This window comes from Pseudomonas edaphica (assembly GCF_005863185.1).
GTDB lineage: Bacteria > Pseudomonadota > Gammaproteobacteria > Pseudomonadales > Pseudomonadaceae > Aquipseudomonas > Aquipseudomonas edaphica.
Genome location: NZ_VBVZ01000681.1, coordinates 1 through 3,143 on the forward strand (window position 1 = coordinate 1; position 3,143 = coordinate 3,143).

At 60.1% G+C, this 3,143-nt stretch carries 2 protein-coding genes; both read left to right on the forward strand.

Going from position 1 to position 3,143, the window contains the following annotated elements; genetic code table 11:
* Nucleotides 1–211 (forward strand): permuted SH3 domain-containing protein (locus FEM54_RS28870; RefSeq protein WP_477749743.1); only part of this gene is annotated, 211 nt, incomplete at its 5' end.
* A 19-nt stretch (nt 212–230) separates the two neighbouring features.
* Nucleotides 231–3,143 (forward strand): efflux RND transporter permease subunit (locus FEM54_RS28875; protein ID WP_138453887.1); only part of this gene is annotated, 2,913 nt, incomplete at its 3' end.

The window sequence follows — 3,143 nt, forward strand, 5'->3', positions numbered from 1 at the left end:
GGTCGAGGGCGCCGATACGCAGCTGACCAACACGGTACGCCAGGTCTACGTGAAGACCGGCGAACGCTCCGAAGGCCGGGTCGTGCTGCTTGACGGTGTGAAGGCCGGTGATCGCGTGGTCACCTCCGGTCAGTTGCGCTTGAGCAGCGGCGCCCTGGTACGCATCGCGCTCAAGGACACCGTAGGGCTCGACCAGGCCTCGAGCCGCTGATACACCAAGGATCTGAAAAATGAAATTCACCGACTTGTTCGTGCGGCGCCCGGTGTTGGCGCTGGTGGTCAGCACCCTGATTTTATTGATGGGGCTGCTGGCCATAAACAACCTGCCGATTCGTCAGTACCCCCTGACGGAAAGCTCCACGCTGACGATCACCACCCAATACCCCGGTGCTTCGCCGCAACTGATGCAGGGCTTCGTCACCCAGGCCATCGCGCAATCTGTCGCTACGGTGGAAGACGTCGACTACATGAGTTCTACGTCGACCCAGGGCAAAAGCGTGATCACTGTGCGCATGAAGCTCAACGCCGACTCCAACAAGGCCATGACCCAGGTGATGGCCAAGGTCAACGAGGTCAAATACCGCTTGCCGGAGCAGGCTTACGACCCGGTGATTGTGAAATCCTCCGGTGAAGCCACAGCCGTGGCCTATGTGGGTTTTTCCAGCCCGACCCTGTCCACCGCCGCACTCTCGGACTACTTGCAGCGCGTGGTGCAACCGCAACTGTCTTCCATCGAAGGGGTCGGCAGCATCAACCTCAGCGGCGGGCAGACAATGGCCATGCGTATCTGGCTGGATGCCAATCGCATGGCCGCCCATGGTATTTCCGGCAGCGATGTGGCCCAGGCCCTGTTGAATAACAACGTGCAGGCTGCGCCCGGTCAGGCCAAGGGTTTGTATGTGGTGTCGGACATTCAGATCAACACCGACCTGGTCGATGTCGCCGAGTTTCGCCAGTTGGTGGTCAAGTCCAGCGCTGCCGGTGTGGTGCACCTGAATGATATCGCTACCGTGGAACTGGGCGCCGCGTCCACCGACACCAGCGCCACCATGGACGGTGTTCAAGCAGTGTTTTTCGGCCTGAATGCCGCGCCCAATGCCAACCCGCTGGTGATCGTCAAGAAGGTAAATGAATTGCTGCCGGGGATCCGCGCCAACTTGCCGCCGGACGTGAAAGTCGCTGTGCCGTTTGAGCTGGCACGTTTTATCAGCGCATCGATTGATGAAGTACTCGGTACGCTGGGCGAAGCCATCGCCATCGTGGTGCTGGTGATTTTCTTGAGCCTGGGTTCGGCGCGGGCAGTGATCATTCCGGTGGTCACCATTCCCTTGTCGATGTTGGGTGCGGCCGCGTTCATGTCAATGTTCGGGTTCAGCATTAACTTGCTGACCTTGCTGGCGATGGTATTGGCTATCGGCCTGGTGGTGGATGACGCGATCATTGTGGTGGAGAACGTTCACCGTCATATCGAAGAAGGCAAGTCTCCCACATATGCAGCCCTGCTGGGCGCACGTGAGGTGGCAGCGCCGGTGATTGCGATGACCCTGACGCTGGCGGCCGTGTATGCGCCCATAGGCCTCATGGGCGGGCTGACCGGCTCGCTGTTCAAGGAGTTCGCCTTCACCTTGGCCGGCTCGGTGGTGGTCTCAGGCATTATCGCGCTTACGCTGTCGCCGGTCATGAGCTCACTGCTGCTCAACAGCCAGATGAACGAAGGCTGGATGGCGCGCAAGGCCGAGAGATTCTTTCACCGTCTCGGCAGCGCGTATGGCCGGGTGCTGGATCTGTCGCTGCACCACCGTTGGGTCACGTTTACGATTGCGGTCATCGTGCTGATCAGCGTGCCCTGGCTATACAGCCGTGCCCAGACCGAACTGGCGCCCACCGAGGACCAGTCCACGGTGCTGACGGCCATCAAGTCTCCACAAAACGCCAACATCGACTACGTCGAGAAGTTCGGCAAACAGTGGAACGAAGCCATGGGGACATTGCCGGAGCAGAGCAACCTGTGGCTGGTCAACGGCAGCAACGGCGTATCCAACAGCATCGGCGGGGTCAACTTCGTCGATTGGGAAAAACGCGAGCGCAACGCCGACCAGATTCAGGGCGATATGCAGAACCGCGCCAACACCATCGAGGGCAGCAACGTCTTTGCCTTCCAGTTGCCTTCACTGCCAGGCTCGACCGGTGGCCTGCCGGTACAGATGGTGATCAAGAGCGCCGGTGACTACAGCGTGGTCTATGAGGCGATGGAAGCGCTCAAACACGCCGCACGTGAAAGCGGTTTGTTCATGGTCGTGGACAGCGACCTGGACTACAACAACTCGGTGATCAAGATCAAAGTCGACCGCACCAAGGCCAACAGCCTGGGCGTAACCATGAAGGACCTGGGTGACACCCTGGCGGTGCTGGTGGGCGAAAACTACGTCAACCGCTTTGCCATGGACGGCCGCTCCTACGATGTGATCCCGCAGAGCCTGCGCGGCGAGCGGCTGACGCCCGAAGCGCTGTCACGCTTTTATGTAACCAGCGCCACCGGTGGCCAAGTACCGCTGTCCAACCTGGTCAGCGTCTCCACCGGCGTTGAGCCCAATCAACTGACCCAGTTCGACCAGCTCAATTCGGCGATCTTCCAGGCGATCCCCAACCCAGGCGTGGCCATGGGCGATGCAGTGAAGTTCCTCGAGGCGCGAGCCAAACTGCTGCCGCCGGGTTTCACCTACGACTGGCTTTCGGATGCACGCCAATACCATCAGGAAAGCGGCGCGCTGGTCATGGCGTTCCTGTTCGCAATCATCGTGATCTACCTGGTACTCGCTGCGCAGTATGAAAGCCTGCGTGACCCGTTGATCATTCTGATCAGCGTGCCGATGTCGATATGCGGTGCATTGATTCCACTGGCCCTGGGCATGGCGACCATCAATATCTACACGCAGATCGGCCTGGTGACCCTGATCGGCCTGATCAGCAAACACGGCATCCTGATGGTGGAGTTCGCCAATGAGATGCAGGTCAAGCAGGGCCTGGACCGGCGTGAAGCGATTCTGCACTCGGCGAAGATGCGCTTGCGGCCGATCCTGATGACCACGGCGGCGATGGTGGCCGGCTTGATTCCCCTGCTGTTCGCCTCCGGTGCTGGCGCC